Below are 20,435 nucleotides of genomic sequence, written 5' to 3' on the forward strand. Positions count from 1 at the left end.
CAATCCTCTCGGGCAATTCGGCCGTCGGGGGTCTCGGATGCCCCGCCGGTCCGTTGGGCCGGGACCGCGGCATCCGCCGGCGGGCAGGGGAGCCCACGCCGAGATGCGGCGCGTTCGGCTGCCGGTCGCCCTATTCTGCACCCGACGGACGGTGAAATCGTAGAGTTTGGGATTCCTTTTTTCCGGATATTCACGGGCTTCCCCCGGCGGGGGATACCCGGGCCCATAGCCCGCTTCACGGCCCCGCCCATACCCCCCTTGATACCCGGCCGTTGCAGACGGGATTAAAGCGGCGAAATCGGATGCCCGGGAGGGGAGTCGGGGAGTCGGACCCCTTGGGGCGTAAGGGGTGTGGGTCTACGCGCGTTGCCGCTGGTGGCCCGCAAGAGGGCCCCGGGGCCCAGGTAGTCTGGAGTTCCCCCGCCTTCACGCAATCACCACCGGGAGTGCCAGTGGCACGCGTCGTAGTCGACGTCATGCTCAAGCCGGAGATCCTCGACCCCCAGGGCCAGGCGGTGCAGCGTGCACTGCCGCGTCTCGGGTTCGCCGGGATCGCCGACGTCCGCCAGGGCAAGCGTTTCGAGCTGGAGCTGGAGGGGCCGGTCGACGACGCCGCGCTCGCCCGCATCCGCGAGGCCGCCGAGACCTTCCTCGCCAACACCGTGATCGAGGACTTCACCGTCCGAGTCGAGGGCGAGGAGGGCAAGTGACCACCCGAGTCGGCGTCGTCACTTTCCCCGGTTCCCTCGACGACCGCGACGCCCAGCGCGCGGTCCGCCTGGCCGGCGCCGAGCCGGTCGCCCTCTGGCACCGCGACAAGGATCTCCACCAGGTCGACGCCGTCGTCCTGCCCGGCGGATTCTCCTACGGCGACTATCTGCGCTGCGGTGCCATCTCCCGCTTCTCCCCGGTGATGGACACCGTCATCGAGCAGGCGAAGCTCGGAATGCCCGTCCTCGGTATCTGCAACGGCTTCCAGGTGCTGTGCGAATCGCACCTGCTGCCCGGCGCGCTCACCCGGAACGACTCGCTGCACTTCATCTGCCGCGACCAGAAGCTCCGCATCGAGAACGCCGACACCGCCTGGACCCGGGATTACTCGGCCGGCCAGGAAATCGTCGTTCCGCTGAAGAACGGCGAGGGCCGGTTCGTCGCCGACGAGCGCGTCCTCGACGAACTCGAAGCGGAGGGCCGCGTGGTGGCCCGGTACCTCGATCTGAACCCGAACGGTTCGTACCGCGACATCGCCGGCATCACCAACGCGGCCGGCAATGTCGTCGGCCTGATGCCGCACCCGGAGCACGCGGTGGAGCCGCTCACCGGTCCGACCACCGAGGGCCTGGGCTTCTTCACTTCCGTCCTGAAGCAGCTGGTGAACGCCTGATGAGCCTCGACACCGTCAAGAACGCCGAGCAGACCCCGGACGCAGCCCAGCCCTGGGCCGAACTCGGCCTCAAGGAGGACGAGTACGCGCGGATCCGGGAGATCCTGGGCCGCCGCCCGACCGGCGCCGAGCTCGCCATGTACTCGGTGATGTGGTCGGAGCACTGCTCGTACAAGAGCTCCAAGGTCCACCTCAAGCAGTTCGGCGAGAAGGCCCCGCAGAACGACGCCATGCTGGTCGGCATCGGCGAGAACGCGGGCGTCGTGGACGTCGGCCAGGGCTACGCGGTCACCTTCAAGGTCGAGTCGCACAACCACCCGTCGTACATCGAGCCCTACCAGGGCGCGGCCACCGGCATCGGCGGCATCGTGCGCGACATCCTGGCGATGGGCGCCCGCCCGGTCGCCGTGATGGACCCGCTGCGCTTCGGTGCGGCCGACCACCCGGACACCCGGCGCGTGCTGCCCGGGATCGTCGCGGGCATCGGCGGCTACGGCAACTGCCTGGGCCTGCCGAACATCGGCGGCGAGGTCGTCTTCGACTCCTGCTACCAGGGCAACCCGCTGGTCAACGCGCTCTGCGTGGGCGTGATGAAGCACGAGGACATCCACCTCGCGCAGGCCTCCGGCCCCGGCAACAAGGTCATCCTGTACGGCGCCCGCACCGGCGGCGACGGCATCGGCGGCGTCTCGGTGCTGGCCTCGGAGACCTTCGACGCGACCGGCCCGGCCAAGCGCCCCGCCGTCCAGGTCGGCGACCCGTTCCAGGAGAAGCTGCTCATCGAGTGCACCCTGGAGATCTTCAGGGAAGACCTCGTCGCGGGCATCCAGGACCTCGGCGGCGCCGGCCTGTCCTGCGCCACCAGCGAGCTCGCGAGCGCCGGCACCGGCGGCATGCGGATCGAGCTGGACACCGTGCCGCTGCGCGACCACACGCTCTCGCCGGAGGAGATCCTCATGAGCGAGTCGCAGGAGCGCATGTGCGCGATCGTCGAGCCCGGCAAGGTCGACCGCTTCCTGGAGATCTGCGAGAAGTGGGACGTCATCGCCACCGTCATCGGCGAGGTGACCGACGGCGAGCGCCTGGAGATCTTCTGGCACGGTGAGCTGGTCGTCGACGTGCCGCCGCGCACCGTCGCCCACGAGGGCCCGACCTACCACCGCCCGTACGCCCGCCCGTCCTGGCAGGACGCCCTGCAGGCCGACGCCCCGACCGCCGAGCGGCTCGCCCGCCCGACCAACGGCGCCGAGCTGAAGGACGCGCTGCTGAAGGTGGTCGGCTCGCCGAACCAGGCCTCCAAGGCGTGGATCACCGACCAGTACGACCGCTACGTGCTGGGCAACACGGTGCTCGCCACCCCCGAGGACTCCGGCATGATCCGGATCGACGAGGAGACCAACCTCGGCGTCTCGGTCGCCACCGACGGCAACGGCCGCTACGCCAAGCTGGACCCGTACGCGGGCGCCCAGCTGGCGCTGGCCGAGGCGTACCGCAACGTCGCGGCCGGCGGCGCCAAGCCGCTCGCGGTCTCCGACTGCCTCAACTTCGGCTCCCCCGAGGACCCGGACGTGATGTGGCAGTTCGCCGAGGCCACCCGCGGCCTGGCCGACGCCTGCCAGGTGCTCGGCACCCCCGTCACCGGCGGCAACGTCTCGCTGTACAACCAGACCGGCGACGTCGCCATCCACCCGACCCCGGTGGTCGCGGTGCTCGGCGTCATCGACGACGTCACCCGGCGCACCCCGGTCGGCTTCGCCGAGGAGGGCCAGCTGCTCTACCTGCTCGGCGACACCGCCGACGAGCTGGGCGGCTCCGCCTGGTCGCAGGTCGTGCACGACCACCTCGGCGGCCTGCCGCCCAAGGTCGACCTGGAGCGCGAGCGGCTGCTCGGCGAGATCCTGATCGCCGCCTCCCGCGACGGCATGGTCGACGCCGCGCACGACCTCTCCGACGGCGGCCTCGCGCAGGCCCTGGTGGAGAGCTGCCTCAAGGGCGGCAAGGGCGCCCGGGTGGTCGTCCCCGAGGGCCTCGACCCGTTCGTGTTCCTGTTCTCCGAGTCCGCCGGTCGCGCCGTGGTGGCCGTCCCGCGCAGCGAGGAGCTCCGGTTCAACGACATGTGCGGCGCCCGCGGCCTGCCCGCGACCCGGATCGGCGTGGTGGACGGCGAGGCGCTGGAGGTGCAGGGCCAGTTCACCGTGACCCTGGCCGAGCTGCGCGACGCCCACACCGGCGTGATCGAGGCGCTGCTCGCCTGACGGTCCGTCAAACCGGCGGGGCGGTCGGTCCGGTGCTTCCGGACCGCCCGCCCCGCCGGGTTTTGTACGCTGCGGGCATGCCCACCGTGAAGCCCCGAACCTACGACCCGGTGAAGGTGCGCGCCGCACTCACCGGGCAGCTCGACGCGATCGCCGCCGCCGTCCGCGCCCTGGACGACGCCCAACTGGCCCTGCCCACCCGGCTGGGGGAGTGGCGGGTGCGCGAACTCGTCGCCCACCTCGGCATGGTGGCGAGCTGGGTGCCGCTGCACCTGCACGACCCGCTGCCGCCGCAGGCCCCGATCACCCCGCTGTACTGGGCCTCGCGGACCCGCACCGCGGCCGCCGCCATCAACTCCACCGCCGTCGAGCTGGTGGCCGAGCAGTTCGCCGGGGACGCCGCCCAGGTGTCCGGTGAACTCGACCGCCAGATCGGCGAGTTGTGGAAGGCGCTGGACAGCGAGGAGGGCCGGGAGCCCGGCCGGATCATCCCGATGCGGTTCGGCCCGATGCCGCTGGCGGACTTCCTGGTCACCCGGCTGGTCGAGACGGTGGTGCACGCCGACGACCTGGCCGCCGCGCTCGGCCTCGACCCCTTCCCGCACGACCGGTTCGCGCTGGCCTCCACCGCCCGGCTGCTCGCCGACGCCTTCGCCGTCCAAGCGCCGGGCGGCGCGGTCGAGTTGCGCATCCCGCCGTACGCGGTGGTACAGGCCGTCGAGGGCCCCCGGCACACCCGGGGCACCCCGCCGAACGTGGTGGAGACCGATCCGCTGACCTGGATCCGGCTGGCCACCGGCCGACTCGCCTGGGCCGACGCCCTGGACACCGCGCTCACCGCCAGCGGCGAGCGCAGCGACCTGTCCGGCTACCTGCCGGTGCTGGGCTGAGGAGGAGGGGACGCGGCGGGGCGCCTCAGGGGACGGACGGGCCCCTGAGGTACGTCCCGTTCGCGTCGTAGGGCCAGGCGTTGGCGGTGCAGCCCTTGAGACCGTAGATCTGCTGCATCATCGCGGGCGCGGGCTTGCCGGGCCCCGGGCAGGTCTCGTGGCCGTGGCCGATCCGGTGGCCGACCTCGTGGTTGACGATCAGGGCCCGGTAGTCGTCCAGGCCGCCGTCGAACTGCGGCGAACCGGTCAGCCAGCGCTTGGAGTTGACCACCACCTGCTTGCCGACGTCGCAGTTCACCTCGCCGCGGGTGTCCAGGCCGCCGGTCGCGCAGATCGCGTCCGCGGTGTCGGGGGAGGCGATCTTGACGGTGAAGTCGTAGCTGCCGGAGGAGACCAGCTGGAAGCTGTCGCGCCCGTCGCTGGTCCAGCTGCGCGGGTCGGACAGCACGGCCTGGACGGCGGCCGCGGCGGCGTTCGGGTCGATACCGGTGCCGTCCTCCACCTCCACCCGGTAGCGGCGCAGGACGTCGCCGGTGCCGACCCGGCCGCCGGAGGCGGTGGCGGCGGTGAAGCTGCCCGCGCCGTGCTCGACCACCTCCGGCGGGGCGGAGCTGCTCGGCGGTGCGCTGGACGGCTCGACGGACGGTCCGGCGGAGGGCTCGACGGAGGGCGGTGCGGTGGAGGGTTCGGCCGACGGCTCGGCGGACGGCTCGGCCAGCGACGGGACGGCCCGGGCCTGGGCGGTCGGGCCCTCGGAGGCCGTCCGCGAGGAGCCCGGGGCCAGGGCGGCGTACCCGCCCGCGCCCAGGGCGACGAGCAGCGCGGCGCAGCCCAGGACGACGGCCCGCCGCCGCCGTCGGCGGGCGGCCCGGCGGGACGACCGGTGGGTTGCGCGCATCTGGACTTCCCTCGGAACGGCGGCAGGGCGGCGGCGCGTCCGTTGCGCACGGGGCCGCACCGTGAACATACGCGGTATGGACCCGTTTGGTTCCGGGAACCGACCGATCCGGATGCGGAACGTCGGGCGGCGGGAGGCGGTCAGCCGTTGCGGGCGGTCAGCGCCTCGGCGAGCTCCCGGATGCCGGCCTCGCGCTCGGCGGCCGTGTCGCCGTAGTCGAAGCTGTGGGTGAACTCGGCCTGCGGGAACGCCTCGGCCATCCACACGCTGCAGTAGTGGCCGGGCATGAAGCACGCCTGCAGCTCGGTGTAGACCTCCAGGACGTCCTCGGGCTCCGCGCCGCCGTCGGCCAGCCGGTACCAGAGGGCCTCTTCGGGGTGCAGGGCGAGCGAGCCGTTGGCGGTGAGGATCTGCTCGCCGCCCTGCCCGTCGCGGTACTTGAACGCGGCGTACCCGGGCACGCCGCGGGTGTGCCGGACGTCCTCCAGCACCCGGGGCCACCAGTTCTCGTCGTTCTCGAAGGCCCGCAGGTCGGTGCCGCGCAGCCGGCCCTCGATCGCGCCGAAGAGCTCGAAGACCTCCTGCGGCTGCTCGGCGGCGGCCAACCGGCGCAGCGCGTCGTCGAGTTCGGCGAGCGAGTCGAGGAAGGCGGCGAGGCTGGTGTTGACCAGGATCGGGCGCTCCCGGAAGGCGACGAAGACCGCCCACACCCGACCGGACGGGTCGAGGCACAGCTCGGCGCCGCGGTCGGTGCCCAGCCGGGCCCAGCGGTCCTCGCCGCCGGTCGGCGCGGGGAGTTCCTGCTGCTCGGCGAAGGCGGCCAGCGCCAGGGCGTCGTCCGCCGCAGTGGCGAAGTACGGGCCGACCTGGACGGGGAGGCCGCAGTCCGCGAGCAGCCCGGCGGCCTCGGCGGGGAGGTCGGCCGTCGCGAGGTCCGCCGCCGGGACGCGGCGCAGGCCGCCGGGGCCGAAGCGGTCGAGCAGGCGCCGGGAGAGTTCTGCGGTCATGCGGAGAGCCTATCGGTGCGGGGGCGGACGGACGGCGGAGTACCGGGGGCCGGGCGTTCAGCGCAGGTGCGGGGGGACCCAGAACTCGCCGTCGCCCAGCGGCGCGGGCTCCTCGACCGAGAAGTCGGTCCACTCGTCCTCGAAGCCCTGGAGCAGCCGGGCCCAGGTGCCCTCGGGGTCGGCGAAGGCGGCGGGTTCGATCGCACGCAGCTCCTCGCGGACGCGGTCGATCTCCTCGTGCGGGTCGAGCCCGTCGTCCTCGCCGTCCTCGGGGCCGTAGAGCGCGACCTTCTCCCGCTGCAGGACGTAGAGGAACAGGCCGAGGGTCTCGATCCGGTCGAAGCACGGCGTGATCTCGTCCTCCCCGTTGGGGAAGAACCACAGCCGGCCGGTCGCGCCGTCCAGCGCCAGCACGTCGTCCGCGACCTGGCCGACCACCGTCCAGTCCGGGGCGTCCTCCGGCAGGTCGACCATGTCGTCCAGGTACGGGTCGACCGCCCCGACGGTCTTCAGCGGTTCGTCCGCCTTCCACACCGGCGGCAGGAAGAGCCAGTTGCCGACGGCGGGGAGCCCGACGGTGGTGAGGTAGGCCCGGCTCGGGGCGTGGGTGAGGGAGGCCGGGAGGCTCGCCTCCGGGAACCGGAGCACCTCGTCCTCGGCGAACACCGACCTGAGCAGTTCGTACGTCACCTGCGGTGCCATCTGGATGCAGCCTCTCGAATCCTCGTCGACCGGGTCCGGCCCTTTCCCCGTGCTCCGGAGCCTATCTGCCGTGGTGCTTCCTCAGGGCCTCCAGATACGGCTTCATCTCGACGTTGCCGCCCACGAAACTGTGGCTGACGTTGATGTGCGGGACGAAGTGCTTCAGCCACGGCGAACAGCTCGTGCAGGGGGCCCGCTCGGTGTAGAGGTCCTGGACGTTCCCGGCCTTCTGGTCGCGGAGCAGCGGAATGCCGATGATCGGTTCCGAGTGCCGGGGGTTCTTGCTGCGGCCGACCAGGATGAATTCCTTGTTCCCGTCCTGGTAGCGGACGGCGGCGTAGTTGTTGCTGGTGAACGTGTTGCCCCGCTGGTTGCCGTAGTCGTCGTTGGCGTAGCGCGCCAGCTGGGTGGCCCGGGCCAGCGGGGTGGTGCCGTGGTCGACCTTGCCGGAGCTGGTCTGCGGGCGCTGCACCGCGGCGTCCGCCTTCTTGCGGCTCTTCGGCGGGAGTTTGAACTCGCCGGCCTTCGGCGGCTGCATGGCGCCGTTGTGCAGGATGTCGTGGATCCCGGACGCGTCGTCGTGGGCGACCTTGTGGGTGCTCCCGTCCTCGCGCAGCCGACTCACCGAGCCGTCGTCGTGGAGCAGGTACATCGGGGTCCGGCCGCTGGAGTTGATCCGGGTGAACGCCTCGCCGAGCCCGTGGTCGTTCTCCTGGTGGTTCCGGCTCATCTGCCGGATGCCCTGAGAGGTGTCCCCGGAGTGCTTGACGAAGCTCTTGAGCGCCTTCTCGACCACGCCGAGCCCCCGGTCGGCGAGGCCGGAGACGATGTTCGCCAGCGGGTCCTTGCCCCGTCCGGCGGCCGCCCGGGTCCGGTGCTGACCGGTCCTGGCGTGGTGCTCGGAGAGCCGGTCGCCGTGCTTCTCGAAGGACTTGGCCAGCGCCTCGGCCTCGTCGTAGTCGTGCGATATGTCGCTCATCGGGTGCTCCCCCGCCCACTCGGGGCGCCACCGGCGGCGGCGCCGGAGACGGTGTTCCGGGCGAACTGCCCCGCGGCGCCCAGCGGGTCCTCGGCGTAGCCCTTGACCTGGTCGACGGACTGCTGGACGCCGTCCTTGAAGCCCTCCTTGCCGGCGTCGGCGGCCCGGTTCCAGTCGATGCCCTTCTGGGTGCCCAGCGCGTTCCCGGCCAGCTGGATCACCAGGTTCTCCGCGACGCCTTCGAGGGCGGCGAAGACCGGGCCCTCGACCAGGGACACCAGCTCGGACATCAGTTGCTGCTCGGCCTCCTTGAGCAGGCGCCGGACGATCACCCTGGTCGCCTGGGTGGCACCGAGCGCCCCGGCCTCGGACAGGCCGAAGGTGAACGGCGCGGCGGCCTGGGCCGCGATCACCTCGGCGGCCAGGATGCCGAGTTGGACCACCGCGGCGACCTTCGCGCCGGTGATCACGATCGCCGCACCGTCCAGCCCGGTGGCCAGCAGCTCCAACCCCTTGCCGACCTGCGGCATGTGGGTGCCGGCCACCTTGTTCCAGTGCGCCTGGAAGGCGTCGGCGGCCGGCCCCTTGGTGACGCCCAGGAACCCCTCCACCGCACCGGAGATGACCTGGGTGTCCGAGGTGAGCGTCTGCGCGAGGTCGCGGAGCTCGTCCGCCATCTCCCGGTACTCGTCCTCGTCGACGTTCGGCCAGTTGATCCCGATCAGGTCCAGTACCCAGGCAAGCTCGTCGGGCAGCACCACGCCCATGGCATCCCTCCCCCGTCAGAGCCGTGTTGACGAAACCCCGCCATTCACGGCAAAGATGACTATCCATAACGGTCTGGCTGGTGGTCAAGCTCCAAGAGGGGGACGAAGGCATGGGCGAGGGGGGAAGCGGATTCCCGCCGCTGCGGGCCGGTCGGCGGCCGGCCGGCCTGGCACTGCTGGGCTGGATGGACGACCGGCTGGCCCCGCGGCTGTGCCGGGTGGAGGGGGCGCCGGGAGCGGGCAAGAGCCACCTGCTGGCCTGGCTGACCGCCGGGTGCACCGCGGACGGGGCGCCCGAGGGCCGCCGGATCCACCTGATGCTGCCGGCCGCCGGCCTGAGCCTGCGGGCGGCCGTCTGGCAGCTCGGCAACCAGCTGGACACCGTCGCGCGCACCCCCGGGGACGTCCTCGCCGCGCTGGCCGCCGACGACCGCCCCACCACGGTCTGCGTGCCGGAGCTGGACCGGGCCGCCGAACCGGACCGCCTGGTCGCCGAACTGCTCGACCCGCTCCTGGAGTTGGACACCGTCCGGCTGCTGGTCGAGGCGCCCGGCGCGGCCTTCGCCCGGGAGCCGGCCCCGGCCGTGCTGGACCTCGACGACCCGCGGTGGACCGACCGGGAGCGCTTCACCGCCTGGTGCGCCGGGCAGGACGCCGACCCCGCCGCCTACCCGAACCCCGGCCGGGCCCTGGGCACCACCGCCCCGGCCGGGCCCGCACCGCTCGCCGACCTGCTCGCCCACGTCCCGGACGGACCGGCCGGCCTGCCGGGCGCGGGCGCCGAAGCGCTCACCGCGCTCTGGACCGCCGCCCGCCGCGAGGGCGGCCACGCCCCGCTGCTCGCCGACCCGCTGCTGTACGTGCTGCCCGACCCGGCCGCCGTCACCGCCGGACTCGACGCGGCCGGACTGGACGCCGCCGGGGCGCGGGCCGCCGGGCACCCGCTCGCGCTGGCCTGGGACGCCGCCGGGCCCGCCCTGGTCGACACCGCCGACGCCGCCGTCCGGGCCCACCTACTGCGCGCCCGGCTGCTGGGCGGCGGGGAGGAGACCCGGGCCGCCGTCGAGCGGCTGTCCGGCGCCCCGGGCGCCTGGGCGGCCCGCTGGGCCCGCTGGGAGCCCGGCCCGGCGGTGACCGCGGCCCCGGGCGCCGGGCTGTACCGGGGCCAGTGGCTGACCGCCGACGGCAACGGCACCGTCCGCGTCCTGGCCGCGGCCACCGGCGAACCGCTCGGCCGCCCCGCCCTCCCGGCGCCCCGCCCGTTGCGCGGCCTGGCCGTCACGGCGAGCGGCACCCTGCTGCTGCTGGACACCGCGGGCGGCACCGAACTGCTGCCCGCCGACCGGCCCGCGCCGGGCCTGGACCGGTACGGGCTGGAGGAGGCGGTGAGCCGCCTGCGGGACGCGGCTGAGGCGCCCTCCGCCGTCGCGGCGGCCGGCCGGCTGCCCGGGGCGGCCCCGGCGCTGGGCGACGCCGCGGGCGCCGTGCACTGGTACCAGGACGGCCGGGTGCACGGCGAGCGGCTGCACACCGGCCCGGTGACCACGCTGGCGGCGACGGCGCTCGGCGCGGACGACCCGCGCGGCGGCCTCCCGCTGCTGGTCAGCGGCGGCTACGACGGCACGGTCCGGCTCTGGGGACCGGGCAGCGCCCCGATGGCCGAGCCGCTGGACGCGCGGCCCTGCCCGGTGGTCGCGGTGGCCGCCGACGAGGGCCCGGACGGCCTGCGGGTGGCCGCGGCCTGGGCGGGCGGCCTGGTCCGGGTGCACCGGCCGGGCGACCCGGCGGGCGTCCTCGAACTGCGCCTCGGCTCGCCGGTGCGCGCGCTCGCCCTGGACGGTCGGCTGCTGCTGCTCGCGCTGGCGGACGGGCTGCTGGCGGTCGACCTGCACCGGCCCTGAGCGCCCCCGTCGCCCGCCGGGCCCCGGGCGCCCCCGTCGCCTGCTAGGAATGGGCGTCGACGGATCCACGGCGTACGGCGGGAGGTGCTCGGGTGGCGGTGACGCGCGCGGAGATGGAGCGGGAGTTCGGGCCGGACGGCCTGGTCCGGCCCCCGGCGGAGCGGGTCGCGGAGCTGGTGGCCGACCCCGGCGCCCGGGAGTTCCTGACCGCCGTCGGCCTGCCGGCCCACAGCGCGGTGTTCGAGGCGGCGCAGCACCTGGCGACCGGGCCCGTGCCGGTGCGCGAGCACTTCGGCGACTGGGCCGAGGCCGAGGCCGAGTACCTGGAGCTGTTCGGCCCGCGGGTCGGCTGCTGGCTGGTGCTCGGCGAGCTCATCACGGGCACGCTCGTGCTGGACGGTGCCACCGGCGGCGTCCACGCCCTGCCGCTGGACGTCGCCGAGGAAGGGCCGGACCGCCCGTACCACGCCGACCTGTCCTCGCTGGCGGCCTTCCTGCTGGCCTTCCAGCGCGAACTGCCGTACTACGGCGAGGGCGGCAGCGCCCAGGAGCTGCGCGAGTCGGTCGAGCGGCTCACCGCCGGGCTGACCGCCCTGGAGCCGCGCGCCCTGGCCGAGCCGGCGAGCGTCTGGCGGCTGCTGCTGGACGAGATCCAGTACGGGTCCTGACCCGGAGAGGAGGGGAGCACGCACGTGTTGGTGTCGATCGACTGGCGGGCCGTCGCCGAGGAGGTTCCGGCGGGCGGGATGCTGCGGCTGCGGCCGGACGCCGCCGCCCGGATCTGGCCGGGCGACGGGGCCGCGGCGCGGTTCGCCGCCACCACCGGCGTCCCGTACTCGGACGGGCTGTTCCGGATCCTGGCCGCCCTGGCCGAGCGGGACCCGGCCAGCCCCCCGACGGCCTTCGTCGAGGACGCCGACCCGGCGCCGGTCGACACCCCGCACGGCAGGCTCCAGCCGCTCGGCGAGCTCTACCAGGCGGACGTCTTCGTGCACCTGGGCGACGGCACGATCTGGGTCTCGGATCCGGACGCCGACGTGGAGTACGAGCTGGTCCACCGGGACCTGTCCTCGCTCAGCTACCTGGTGTACAAGATCGCCGCCGAGCGGCCGGCGCCCGAGGAGCGGCCGACGCCCAACGACTGGGCCGACGTCGAGGAGATCGTCCGCGAGGACGCCACCGCCTGGGACGCCCTGCCGTTCCGCGACGGGGCGCGGTTCTGGGCAGCGTACCTGGACTCCTACCCGATGCTGTGAACGGCCCCGCACCCGCCCGCCCCCGCACCGGGCGGGTACGGCGACGGGCCGCCCCCGGCGTGCGGGGGCGGCCCGTCGGGTCGGGCGGGTGCCGGTCTCAGTGCTCCTGCCGGAGCACGGTGTACGCCTCGGCGCTGCTGTCCTTCAGGAACTGCCAGCAGCGGGCCTCCTCCTCGGTCTCCTTGATCGCCCCGGCGGCCCGGGCCAGCGCCGCCAGGCAGCGCAGGAAGCCGCGGTTGCCGCGGTGCTCCCACGGCACCGGGCCGTGGCCCTTCCAGCCGTTGCGGCGCAGCGCGTCCAGGCCGCGGTGGTAGCCGGTGCGGGCGTACGCGTAGGACTCCACGGTCCGTCCGGCGGCGAAGGCGTCATCGGCGAGCATCGCCCAGGCCAGGCAGAAGGCCGGGTACTCGGCGGCGACCTGGGTGGGCGAGGCCGACTCCTCGGCGAGCATCCGGTACGGCTGCTCCTCCTCGGGGAGGAAGGTCGGCGCCGGGCCGTCGAGCAGGTTCTTGTGCATTTCCATCCTCTGATCTTCGCAGGGAATCCCGGCCCCGAGGCCGGGCGGGAATGTGATGTCCGGTGAGGAGACGCGGAGCGCCGGGGTGCGGGGCGTGTTGTCAGTGGGCTGTGGCAGGTTGACCACCTCAATGCCGGAGGGGGTGGGTCGGGTGATTCGGACGTTCAAGTTCCTCATGCGGCCCACCGTCCGCCAGGCGCAGGCGCTCGGTGAGATGCTGGCCGATCACTGCTCGCTCTACAACGGGGCGCTGCAGGAGCGACGTGACGCCTACCGGCATGTGTCGAGGACGAGCGTCAGGTACGGGACGCAGTCCGCGCAGCTCAAGGAGATCCGGGCGTTCGACCCCGAGCGGCAGGGGCGCTGGTCGTTCTCCTCGCAGCAGGCCACGCTTCGCCGCCTGGACAGGGCGTTCGCGGCGTTCTTCCGCCGGGTCAAGTCCGGCGAGACCCCCGGCTATCCGCGCTTTCGGGGTGCGAGCTGGTTCGACACGGTGGAGTTCCCGAAGGACGGCGACGGCTGTCGCTGGGACAGCACCCCACACGACCCGGTGACCCGCGTCCGTTTCCAGGGCGTCGGACACGTCAAGGTCCACCGGCACCGGCCGGTCGTCGGCCAGGTCAGGACGGTCTCGGTCAAGCGCGAGGGCAGGCGCTGGTACGTGGTGCTGACCGCCGAGCGGTCCCGGCCCGAACCGCTGGCCGCGACTGGGTCCGTGATCGGCATCGACATGGGCGTAGCGTCGTTCCTCACCACGTCCAACGGTGAGCACGTCCCCAATCCCCGCCACGGCCGCACGGCCGCCGCGAAACTCGAAGCAGCGCAGCAGGCCCTCGCCCGGTTCCCCCGCGTTCGCCGGGACAAGCGCACGAAGAACCACCGCCGGGCGGTGGAGAGGGTCGCCGAGCTGCACGGGAAGGTCCGCCGTCAGCGCCTGGACCACGCGCACAAGACCGCGCTCCGCCTGGTGCGCGGGCACGACTTCATCGCGCACGAGGACCTCAAGGTCCGCAACATGCTCAAGTCCCCGGCGCCGAAGCCGGACCGGCTGGGCGGCTTCCTGCCCAACGGGGCCGCCGCCAAGGCCCGGCTCAACCGTTCGATCTCGGATGCCGGATGGGGGGTGTTCCTGACGATCCTGCACGCCAAGGCTGAGAGCGCCGGACGGGAAGTGGTCGCCGTGGACCCCCGCAACACCTCCCGCACCTGCCCCGCATGCGGGCACGTCTCGGCGGAGAACCGGACCACCCAGGAGAAGTTCCACTGCGTCGGCTGCGGCCACACGGCCCACGCGGACATGGTGGGAGCCGTCAACGTTCTACGGGCCGGGCTGGTCCGTCGCGAAGCCCGAGCGGCTTGACGAGAAGCCCCGGCGCCTACGCCGGGGAGGAGTCACGGTGTGCCAGTCTGCCATCCGGCCCGGGCGGGGCGGCCGGGGCCGGACGCGCCGGTGCCCCCGCGCCCGGCGTTCCGGGGGCGGGGGCACCGTGCGCGGTGGCGCCCTACTTCATGCGCTTGCCGGCCGAGCGCAGCTGCTGCGCGGCCTCGGTGACGCGGTGGGCCATGCCGGCCTCGGCCAGCTTGCCCCAGGTGCGCGGGTCGTAGGTGTTCTTCTTGCCGACCTCGCCGTCGACCTTCAGCACGCCGTCGTAGTTGCGGAACACGTGGTCCACGACGGGGCGGGTGAAGGCGTACTGGGTGTCGGTGTCGAGGTTCATCTTGACCACGCCGTTCTCCAGCGCGGTCAGGATCTCCTGCTCGGTGGAGCCGGAGCCGCCGTGGAAGACGAAGTCGAACGGGTCCTGCTTGCCGTACTTCTTGCCGATCTCGGCCTGCAGGTCGGAGAGCAGCTCCGGACGCAGCACCACGTTGCCGGGCTTGTACACGCCGTGCACGTTGCCGAACGAGGCGGCCAGCAGGTAGCGGCCCTTCTCGCCCAGGCCGAGCGCCTCGGCGGTGCGCACCGCGTCGGCCACGGTGGTGTACAGCTCGTCGTTGATCTCGTGGCTGACGCCGTCCTCCTCGCCGCCGGTCGGGGTGATCTCGACCTCGAGGATGATCTTGGCGGCGGCGGCCTGGGCCAGCAGCTCCTGGCCGATGGCCAGGTTGTCGGCCAGGGTCTCGGCCGAGCCGTCCCACATGTGCGACTGGAACAGCGGGTTCTCGCCGCGGGCCACGCGCTCGGCGGAGATCGCCAGCAGCGGGCGGACGTAGCCGTCCAGCTTGTCCTTCGGGCAGTGGTCGGTGTGCAGCGCCACGGTGACGTCGTACTTGGCCGCGACGATGTGCGCGAACTCGGCCAGCGCGACCGCGCCGGTCACCATGTCCTTGTTGTACTGGCCGCCGAGGAACTCCGCACCACCCGTGGAGATCTGGACGATGCCGTCGCTCTCGGCCTCGGCGAAGCCGCGCAGCGCGGCGTGCAGGGTCTGAGTCGAGGTGACGTTGATGGCCGGGTAGGCGAACTTGCCTGCCTTGGCCCGGTCGAGCATCTCGTTGTAGGCCTCGGGAGTTGCGATGGGCATGCGGATCCGCTCCTGTCGGTGTGGGGCGATCGGACGACGCTGTCCGAAGGCTCGATACGCCTGTGGTTCACGACATCGGCGCGGTGCGAGCGAGAGGGTGGCAGCTCGACCGCGGGCCGGACACCTCGGTCATCTTCCCAGACTCCCCCTCCGGGCACACCCAGCGGCCCGCCACTTGGGACGGCCCGCCCCCCGGAGCCCGTGCGGGGGGCGCGAGGAGCCCGTCCGGAGGCGGTTCGGCGGCTGCCGTTAAGGCTTCGCATAGCAGTACGGGCTATCCTGCGCGCGTGGAACACATCCAGCTCGCCGTCAACGTCCTTGACGCCAAATCGCTCGTCGCCTCCGTCGGCGCCATCGGGATCCTGGCGATCATCTTCGCCGAGACCGGCCTGCTGGTCGGGTTCTTCTTCCCCGGTGACTCCCTGCTCATCCTGGCCGGTGTCGCCGCCTCCAGCGCCGCCGACAAGGTGCTCGGCGCGGGCGCCCAGATGAACATCGCCCTGCTGCTGATCGGCGCACCGATCTGCGCGATCGTCGGCGCCCAGCTCGGGCACCTGCTGGGCCGGAAGGTCGGCCCGCGGATGTTCGACAAGCCGAACTCGAAGATCCTGCGGCCCGAGTACGTGGAGAAGGCCGAGGAGTACTTCGAGAAGTTCGGCCCGGCCAAGGCCGTGGTGATGGCCCGCTTCATCCCGATCGTGCGGACCTTCCTCAACCCGGTCGCCGGCACCCTGCAGATGCCCGCCAAGACGTTCTTCGTCTGGAACGTCGTGGGCGCGGTGCTGTGGACCGAGACCATGCTGCTGATCGGCTACTTCACCGGCGACCAGCTCGCCCCGGTGATCGACAAGTACCTGCTGCCCGCGATGGCGCTGATCATCCTGATCTCGGTCTCGCCGATCTTCGTCGAGGTCATCCGCGAGCGGAAGAAGCGGAAGGCCGCCGCCGCGAACGGCACCGTCGAGCAGGAGGGCGAGCCGGTCTCCAGCGGCCGCCACCGCAAGAACTGAGCGCGGCCGACGGCGAAGGGCCCCGACCACCACCCGGCGGTCGGGGCCCTTCGCCGTTGTCGCCGTTGTCGCCGGTGCCGCCGTTGTTCCACGTGGAACGCGGGGCCGCGGGGCTGCCGGGCCGCGGGCTCAGCCGCTCACAGGCCCAGGTCGTCCAGGGTGTACGCGGTGACGTACGGCAGGCCCGCCTCGGCGATCGCCGGGGCCGCGCCGCGCTCCACGATCACCGCGACGCCGACCACCTCGGCGCCCGCCTCGCGCAGGGCCTCGACCGCGGTGAGCACCGAACCGCCGGTGGTCGAGGTGTCCTCCACCGCCAGCACCCGGCGGCCCTTCACGTCCGGGCCCTCGATCCGGCGCTGCAGGCCGTGCGCCTTGCCCGCCTTGCGGACCACGAACGCGTCCAGCTTCCGGCCGCGGGCCGCCGCCGCGTGCAGCATCGCCGCGGCCACCGGGTCGGCGCCCAGTGTCAGGCCGCCCACCGCGTCGAACTCCAGGTCCGCGGCCGCGTCCAGCATCACCTTGCCGACCAGCGGCGCCGCCTCGGCGTCCAGCGTGATCCGGCGCAGGTCGACGTAGTAGTCGGCCTCCCGGCCGGAGGAGAGGGTGACCTTGCCGTGCACGACGGCCTTGTCCTTGATCTGCGCCAGCAGGGCGTCGCGGTCGTTGCTCATGGACAGCCAGCTTAGTGGGTGCCCGTCGGCGGCCTCAGCGCCGCCGCAGCGCCCGGACCAGCACCACCGCGCCGCCGATCAGCGCGACCCCGCCGCCGATCATCCACGGCAGCGCGCTGCGCTCGCCGTGCGCGCCCGGCAGCAGGGTCGGCTCCGCGCCGCCCCAGCGGGAGGCGGCCCGGGCGCGGGCGCTGTGGGCGGGCGGGGCGGGCGCGTACCGGCCGTGCGGCGGGGCGTGGTCGACCTCCTCGGCGGAGCGGCCGACGATGCTGCGCCGCACCGGGGCGCCCTCCTGGTCGTACCCGGCGGGCTCCGGGCGCGGGGCGGCCGGGACGGGGGCGGGCAGGTCGTCCGCGTCGTCGAAGGAGATCAGGTCGGACAGGTCGTCGTCCAGGTCCTGGCCGCGGTCGCGGTCGTGATCGTCGAGGAAGAGCACGGTCGCGCCCTCCGCGGGGTCGCCGTCCTCGTCGTCCGCGCCCTCCCCGTCCCGTCCGTCCTGCCCGTCCGGTTCGGACAGCTCGGCGACCAGCGCCGCCACCGCCCGGTCGATCAGGCGGCGGCCGGTCGACTCCAGGGCCTCGTCCGCGAAACCGGCCAGCCGCCCGGAGGCGGTCAGGGCGGTGGCGAAGCGGACCACGGTCTCGCCGGTCCGTTCGGCCAGGGTGATCCGCAGCTCGGCGGCGACCGGGGCCGCGCCGCGGATCTCCTCGCCGCTCAGTCGCAGGTCGAGCGCGTCGCCCTGCCAGGCGCCGACGGTCAGCCGACCGGCGAAGGTGATGGTGGACCCGGCGACCCGGACCCTGAGCCGGCTGTCCGCCGCGGGGGCGGACGCCGACGCGACCGCGCTCAGCCCCGGCACGCAGCGGGCCACCAGCTCGCGGTCCACCAGCGCCTCCCGGACCACCTCGGCGGGCACCGGGACGACAACCTCATGCTCCATACCGGCGAGCCTACCGACCGCCCGCCGCCGTGCCGAGTCCTCCACGCGAAGCCGGGACGACCAACCCGCCAATGGACGTACCGCGCACCGGGACCACGGCCCCCGATCGCCCGCCACCCGCCGCCCGGGCCGAACTGCCCGGCGCACGAAGCGCTTTCACGGCGTGGACGGGTGCGGCGCGGCTCCGGCCCGGGCCCGGGCGGGCACGCCTCACGGCCCCAGCAGGCCGTGCGGCGGCGGCAGCGGGGACGGGCGGGCGGCCGCCAGGCGGGCCTCGGAGGCCCGCAGCGCGGCCACGGTGAGCGAGCGCGGGGCCGGGGCGTCCGGGGCCAGGCCCAGGGCGGGGACGGTGCGGGAGGCCAGCAGGAAGGCCGGGGCCGGGTCGGGGCGCCCGCAGTCCGCGGCGGCCGGGGCGCCGCCCTGGTAGGCGACGGCGGCCAGGCCCACGGCGTCCAGGCCGGACTCGGCCGTCCAGAGCCCGTGGTCCGGGGCCCCGGCCCGGACCGCCAGCCGTCCCGCCGGGGCCAGCCGCCGGGCGGCCAGGCCGAAGAACTCGCGGGAGCGGTACTTGCCGCCCGCGGCCGCGCCGTCCAGGTCCGAGACGATCACGTCGAAGCGCTCCCCGGAGCCGCGCAGCCACCCCATCGGCTCGGCCCGCACCAGCCGGACCCGCGGGTCGTCGAAGGAGCGCCCGGTGAGCGCGGCGAGCGCGGCGTCCCGGCGGGCCAGCGCGGGCAGCGCCGGGTCGCGCTCGACCACCAGCACGCTGCGCACCGCCGGGTGGCGCAGCACCTCGCGCAGCGCCAGGCCGTCGCCGCCGCCCAGCACCAGCACCCGCCCGCTCGGCCCGGCGGCCAGCGCCGGGCGCACCAGCGCCTCGTGGTCGCGGTACTCGCCGGGGCCGCAGACCGCCAGCCGGCCGTCCAGGAACAGCTCCAGCGGCGGGGCGGCGCGCTGCCGGGGCACCCGGGAGGCGTCATCGGAGCGCGTCGGCGCCGGGTCCTCGGGGCCGCCGGTCAGCACGATCTCCTGGTAGCGGCTCTGCGTGGCGAACCGGATCGGGCCGCCGTACAGCGCCTGCCGGGCGGCGCGCTCGATCGCGCCGGTGCAGGCGGCGGCCAGCGCGAGCAGGGCCAGCACCAGGCCGCAGCCGGTCCACAGCAGCAGGCGGGTGCGCGGGGCGGGCTCGGCGCGGAACAGCCAGAGCACCACGACGGCGCCCGCCACCGCGTTCACCGCGCCGGTCACCAGCGCCCCGGCGGTCTGGCCGAGGGCGGGCAGCAGCACGAACGGGAAGGCCAGGCCGCCGACCAGCGCGCCCACGTAGTCGGCGGCGAACAGGTCGGCGACGGCGCGGCCGGCGTGCTCCCGGCGGATCCGCTGGATCAGCGTCATCAGCAGCGGGATCTCCGCGCCGATCAGCAGGCCGATCAGCACGGTGGCGGCGATCAGCGCCACCAGGGTGGCGCGCGGCTGGTGCAGCCAGGCCCAGCCGCAGTACAGGGCGAGCGCGGACAGACCGCCGACCAGCGACAGCGCGTACTCGACCAGGGCGAAGGAGGTGGCCGGGCGGCGGGTGAGGCCCTTGGCGAGCAGCGAGCCGACGCCCATCGCGAACACCATCACCGACAGCACCACCGAGGTCTGGGTGACCGAGTCGCCCAGCAGGTAGCCGCCCAGGGCGACCAGTTCGAGCTCGTACACCAGGCCGCAGGCCGCGCAGACGAACGCGGCCAGCAGGACCAGCACGCGGGCCGGACGGGGGGCCAGGGCCAGCGGTACGGCGCCGCCGACCCGGACCGCGCCGCCGGGGCCCGCGGCGCGGGGGGCGGCGGGCCGGGGGGCGGCCGCGGGCGGGGGAGCGGCGGCGTCCGGGCCCGGCTGCGCGGGCCGTCCGACCGGGTGGTTGATCATGAATGAACGCTAGGCGAGAGCCCGGGTGAATGGCTGCACCCATCCGGGGGACAGGCCGGGGTGCCGGGTTGACGCCCGCTCACCATCCGACCTGCGCCGGGGCGCCCGCCGCGGTTCGGGCCCCCGCGGCGTCGGCCGACCGGGTGGTTTCGGCGGCGCGGGTGGTTCCGGCGGCCCGGGTGGTTCCGGCGGCCCGGGTGGTTCCGGGGCGGCCGGTGCCGGGCAGCGAGAGCGAGGAGCGGGTGCACACCAGCCGGCCCTCCTGCGGGTAGGCGTGCCACGTCCGCCAGTGCACCCGGCGGTCCTCGCAGTGCGCGACCAGCGCGGTGAAGGCGCTCGGGTCGCCCGGGAAGACGCCCGCCAGCGCCCGCGGGTGCCCCTCGACCAGGGCCAGCAGCTCCTGCGCCCGGGCCGCGAACACGTGCGGCGGCAGCTCCTCGATCCGGGCGGCGAACTCGTACTCCCAGCCCGCCACCTGCTCCGCGACCCGGGCGGGCAGCGGGGTGCGGCGGCCCGGCAGGCAGGCCACCGTCTCCAGGCAGTCGCCCGGCCCGGCCGCCAGCACCACCTGGTGCGAGGCGCCCAGCAGCCGCAGCTGGAGCGTGCCGCGGAGGCCGCCCGGGGCGCCGGGGGCGCCGGGGGCGCCGGGGGCGTCGGGGGCGCCGTCGAGTCTGAGGTCGCGGACGGCCAGCGCGGGCAGCGGCTCGCCGCCCAGCTGCCAGGCCAGGTCGCCGGCGCGGGTGTCCGTGTAGGAGGTCTGCAGGGTGGTGAGCATGCTCGGCTCCGCGTTTCAGCTCCGTGCGCGCCCCCGGTGCG

Annotated in this window: 20 protein-coding genes; 9 read left to right on the forward strand and 11 right to left on the reverse strand. The window is 74.3% G+C overall.

The features are described 5' to 3' along the window. The first annotated feature begins 452 nt into the window (after nucleotides 1-452). The 4 genes from purS (at nucleotide 453) to ACFY00_RS06500 (ending at nucleotide 4,529) form a co-directional block, all read left to right on the forward strand. Complete coding sequence (gene purS / locus ACFY00_RS06485) at nucleotides 453-710, forward strand: phosphoribosylformylglycinamidine synthase subunit PurS (protein WP_030457566.1); 258 nt, start codon at nucleotides 453-455, stop codon at nucleotides 708-710. After that, a complete protein-coding gene (purQ, locus tag ACFY00_RS06490) occupies nucleotides 707-1,384 on the forward strand; it encodes a phosphoribosylformylglycinamidine synthase subunit PurQ (protein ID WP_388027845.1) in 678 nt (225 codons plus the stop codon). Before purS ends, purQ begins: the two co-directional genes overlap by 4 nt. Then, a complete protein-coding gene (gene purL / locus ACFY00_RS06495; RefSeq protein WP_388027848.1) occupies nucleotides 1,384-3,639 on the forward strand; it encodes a phosphoribosylformylglycinamidine synthase subunit PurL in 2,256 nt (751 codons plus the stop codon). The genes purQ and purL overlap by 1 nt, the downstream gene beginning before the upstream one ends. A 77-nt stretch (nucleotides 3,640-3,716) precedes the next feature. Beyond that, complete coding sequence (locus tag ACFY00_RS06500; RefSeq protein ID WP_388027849.1) at nucleotides 3,717-4,529, forward strand: sterol carrier family protein; 813 nt, start codon at nucleotides 3,717-3,719, stop codon at nucleotides 4,527-4,529. A 25-nt stretch (nucleotides 4,530-4,554) separates the two neighbouring features. Here ACFY00_RS06500 and ACFY00_RS06505 read toward each other — a convergent pair whose 3' ends face one another. The 5 genes from ACFY00_RS06505 to ACFY00_RS06525 form a co-directional block, all read right to left on the reverse strand. Continuing rightward, the gene (locus ACFY00_RS06505) at nucleotides 4,555-5,427 is read right to left on the reverse strand and encodes a DUF3152 domain-containing protein (protein WP_388027851.1); all 873 of its coding nucleotides are present in this window, start codon (nucleotides 5,425-5,427) and stop codon (nucleotides 4,555-4,557) included. Nucleotides 5,428-5,567: 140 nt separating this feature from the next. Beyond that, on the reverse strand, nucleotides 5,568-6,434 hold the full coding sequence (locus ACFY00_RS06510) for a nucleic acid/nucleotide deaminase domain-containing protein (RefSeq protein WP_388027853.1): 867 nt from the start codon (nucleotides 6,432-6,434) through the stop codon (nucleotides 5,568-5,570). A 57-nt stretch (nucleotides 6,435-6,491) separates the two neighbouring features. Beyond that, complete coding sequence (locus ACFY00_RS06515; protein ID WP_388027854.1) at nucleotides 6,492-7,136, reverse strand: SUKH-4 family immunity protein; 645 nt, start codon at nucleotides 7,134-7,136, stop codon at nucleotides 6,492-6,494. A 61-nt stretch (nucleotides 7,137-7,197) separates the two neighbouring features. After that, the gene (locus ACFY00_RS06520; protein ID WP_388027856.1) at nucleotides 7,198-8,115 is read right to left on the reverse strand and encodes a nucleic acid/nucleotide deaminase domain-containing protein; all 918 of its coding nucleotides are present in this window, start codon (nucleotides 8,113-8,115) and stop codon (nucleotides 7,198-7,200) included. Further along, nucleotides 8,112-8,882 (reverse strand): WXG100 family type VII secretion target, encoded by a 771-nt coding sequence (locus ACFY00_RS06525; RefSeq protein WP_388027858.1) that lies wholly within the window; start codon nucleotides 8,880-8,882, stop codon nucleotides 8,112-8,114. Before ACFY00_RS06525 ends, ACFY00_RS06520 begins: the two co-directional genes overlap by 4 nt. Before the next feature lie 110 nt (nucleotides 8,883-8,992). Here ACFY00_RS06525 and ACFY00_RS06530 point away from each other — a divergent pair, with 110 nt between their 5' ends. The 3 genes from ACFY00_RS06530 (at nucleotide 8,993) to ACFY00_RS06540 (ending at nucleotide 12,039) form a co-directional block, all read left to right on the forward strand. Next, nucleotides 8,993-10,783, forward strand: a complete 1,791-nt coding sequence (locus ACFY00_RS06530; RefSeq protein ID WP_388027860.1) for a hypothetical protein — start codon at nucleotides 8,993-8,995, stop codon at nucleotides 10,781-10,783. Between the two features lie 92 nt (nucleotides 10,784-10,875). Then, nucleotides 10,876-11,451 (forward strand): SUKH-4 family immunity protein, encoded by a 576-nt coding sequence (locus ACFY00_RS06535; protein WP_388027863.1) that lies wholly within the window; start codon nucleotides 10,876-10,878, stop codon nucleotides 11,449-11,451. Nucleotides 11,452-11,475: 24 nt separating this feature from the next. Beyond that, nucleotides 11,476-12,039 carry an SUKH-4 family immunity protein gene (locus tag ACFY00_RS06540; protein WP_388027865.1) on the forward strand — a complete coding sequence of 188 codons (564 nt, stop codon included), beginning with the start codon at nucleotides 11,476-11,478 and terminating at the stop codon, nucleotides 12,037-12,039. Nucleotides 12,040-12,136: 97 nt separating this feature from the next. Here ACFY00_RS06540 and ACFY00_RS06545 read toward each other — a convergent pair whose 3' ends face one another. Beyond that, nucleotides 12,137-12,562 carry a DUF3151 domain-containing protein gene (locus ACFY00_RS06545; RefSeq protein ID WP_388027867.1) on the reverse strand — a complete coding sequence of 142 codons (426 nt, stop codon included), beginning with the start codon at nucleotides 12,560-12,562 and terminating at the stop codon, nucleotides 12,137-12,139. Between the two features lie 145 nt (nucleotides 12,563-12,707). On the opposite strand from ACFY00_RS06545, the gene ACFY00_RS06550 reads away from it, so the two are divergent. Next, entirely contained in the window at nucleotides 12,708-13,916 is a 1,209-nt protein-coding gene (locus tag ACFY00_RS06550; RefSeq protein ID WP_388027868.1) for an RNA-guided endonuclease InsQ/TnpB family protein, read from the forward strand. 142 nt (nucleotides 13,917-14,058) lie between these two features. Here the strand turns inward: ACFY00_RS06550 and fbaA are convergent, their stop codons facing one another. Then, nucleotides 14,059-15,081 (reverse strand): class II fructose-bisphosphate aldolase, encoded by a 1,023-nt coding sequence (gene fbaA / locus ACFY00_RS06555; protein ID WP_388027871.1) that lies wholly within the window; start codon nucleotides 15,079-15,081, stop codon nucleotides 14,059-14,061. 287 nt (nucleotides 15,082-15,368) lie between these two features. Between fbaA and ACFY00_RS06560 the strand changes: the two genes are divergently transcribed. Next, on the forward strand, nucleotides 15,369-16,091 hold the full coding sequence (locus ACFY00_RS06560; RefSeq protein ID WP_388027874.1) for a DedA family protein: 723 nt from the start codon (nucleotides 15,369-15,371) through the stop codon (nucleotides 16,089-16,091). Nucleotides 16,092-16,228: 137 nt separating this feature from the next. On the opposite strand, the gene pyrE is transcribed toward ACFY00_RS06560, so the two are convergent. The 4 genes from pyrE to ACFY00_RS06580 form a co-directional block, all read right to left on the reverse strand. After that, on the reverse strand, nucleotides 16,229-16,765 hold the full coding sequence (gene pyrE / locus ACFY00_RS06565; RefSeq protein WP_030905690.1) for an orotate phosphoribosyltransferase: 537 nt from the start codon (nucleotides 16,763-16,765) through the stop codon (nucleotides 16,229-16,231). A 34-nt stretch (nucleotides 16,766-16,799) separates the two neighbouring features. After that, a complete protein-coding gene (locus ACFY00_RS06570; RefSeq protein WP_388027876.1) occupies nucleotides 16,800-17,705 on the reverse strand; it encodes a CoxG family protein in 906 nt (301 codons plus the stop codon). A 210-nt stretch (nucleotides 17,706-17,915) separates the two neighbouring features. Further along, a complete protein-coding gene (locus ACFY00_RS06575) occupies nucleotides 17,916-19,619 on the reverse strand; it encodes a spermidine synthase (RefSeq protein WP_388027878.1) in 1,704 nt (567 codons plus the stop codon). Between the two features lie 79 nt (nucleotides 19,620-19,698). Then, nucleotides 19,699-20,394, reverse strand: coding sequence for a DUF2617 family protein (locus ACFY00_RS06580; protein WP_388027882.1), 696 nt, complete (start codon nucleotides 20,392-20,394; stop codon nucleotides 19,699-19,701). Between the last annotated feature and the right edge of the window lie 41 nt (nucleotides 20,395-20,435).

This window comes from Kitasatospora sp. NPDC001540 (genome assembly GCF_042894345.1).
Taxonomy (GTDB): Bacteria; Actinomycetota; Actinomycetes; order Streptomycetales; family Streptomycetaceae; genus Kitasatospora; species Kitasatospora phosalacinea_C.

Excerpts from the sequence above, each read along its gene's own strand:
- purL (WP_388027848.1), top strand. The coding sequence starts at position 1,384 with ATGAGCCTCGACACCGTCAAGAACGCCGAGCAGACCCCGGACGCAGCC.
- ACFY00_RS06500 (WP_388027849.1), top strand. The coding sequence starts at position 3,717 with ATGCCCACCGTGAAGCCCCGAACCTACGACCCGGTGAAGGTGCGCGCC.
- ACFY00_RS06505 (WP_388027851.1), bottom strand. The coding sequence starts at position 5,427 with ATGCGCGCAACCCACCGGTCGTCCCGCCGGGCCGCCCGCCGACGGCGG.
- ACFY00_RS06510 (WP_388027853.1), bottom strand. The coding sequence starts at position 6,434 with ATGACCGCAGAACTCTCCCGGCGCCTGCTCGACCGCTTCGGCCCCGGC.
- ACFY00_RS06515 (WP_388027854.1), bottom strand. The coding sequence starts at position 7,136 with ATGGCACCGCAGGTGACGTACGAACTGCTCAGGTCGGTGTTCGCCGAG.
- ACFY00_RS06520 (WP_388027856.1), bottom strand. The coding sequence starts at position 8,115 with ATGAGCGACATATCGCACGACTACGACGAGGCCGAGGCGCTGGCCAAG.
- ACFY00_RS06525 (WP_388027858.1), bottom strand. The coding sequence starts at position 8,882 with ATGGGCGTGGTGCTGCCCGACGAGCTTGCCTGGGTACTGGACCTGATC.
- ACFY00_RS06530 (WP_388027860.1), top strand. The coding sequence starts at position 8,993 with ATGGGCGAGGGGGGAAGCGGATTCCCGCCGCTGCGGGCCGGTCGGCGG.
- ACFY00_RS06545 (WP_388027867.1), bottom strand. The coding sequence starts at position 12,562 with ATGGAAATGCACAAGAACCTGCTCGACGGCCCGGCGCCGACCTTCCTC.
- fbaA (WP_388027871.1), bottom strand. The coding sequence starts at position 15,081 with ATGCCCATCGCAACTCCCGAGGCCTACAACGAGATGCTCGACCGGGCC.
- pyrE (WP_030905690.1), bottom strand. The coding sequence starts at position 16,765 with ATGAGCAACGACCGCGACGCCCTGCTGGCGCAGATCAAGGACAAGGCC.
- ACFY00_RS06570 (WP_388027876.1), bottom strand. The coding sequence starts at position 17,705 with ATGGAGCATGAGGTTGTCGTCCCGGTGCCCGCCGAGGTGGTCCGGGAG.
- ACFY00_RS06575 (WP_388027878.1), bottom strand. The coding sequence starts at position 19,619 with ATGATCAACCACCCGGTCGGACGGCCCGCGCAGCCGGGCCCGGACGCC.
- ACFY00_RS06580 (WP_388027882.1), bottom strand. The coding sequence starts at position 20,394 with ATGCTCACCACCCTGCAGACCTCCTACACGGACACCCGCGCCGGCGAC.